Here is a 229-nt window from a genome sequence, read left to right as displayed (position 1 = left end):
TTAATATCAGCACGATCAATGTCAGCGTTATCGTAATCAAGGTCAGTGCCGCGAACACTAGTTAAGTTTGCCGAATTGGAGCGTAACGTGTCAATAGTACCGGAGTTCGCGTCTATGGAATTAACGTTGAGGTTGTTGAGGTTGCTGGTTCCATTCAAATCGAGTCTAAATACAGGGTTTTCTCGGTCCACAATGCTAGATACTTCAAGGCGGTCCATATTATCGACAT

1 protein-coding gene is annotated in these 229 nt (G+C 43.7%); it reads right to left on the bottom strand.

Annotated features, from left to right (window positions below; translation table 11 throughout):
• On the bottom strand, window positions 1–229 hold a 229-nt coding region (locus IQR33_RS32905; protein ID WP_228013869.1), incomplete at both ends, for a hypothetical protein.

It is taken from the genome of Vibrio sp. OPT46 (genome assembly GCF_015163535.1).
GTDB classification, from domain to species: domain Bacteria; phylum Pseudomonadota; class Gammaproteobacteria; order Enterobacterales; family Vibrionaceae; genus Vibrio; species Vibrio alginolyticus.
This window is presented reverse-complemented; position numbering and strand designations above follow the sequence as displayed.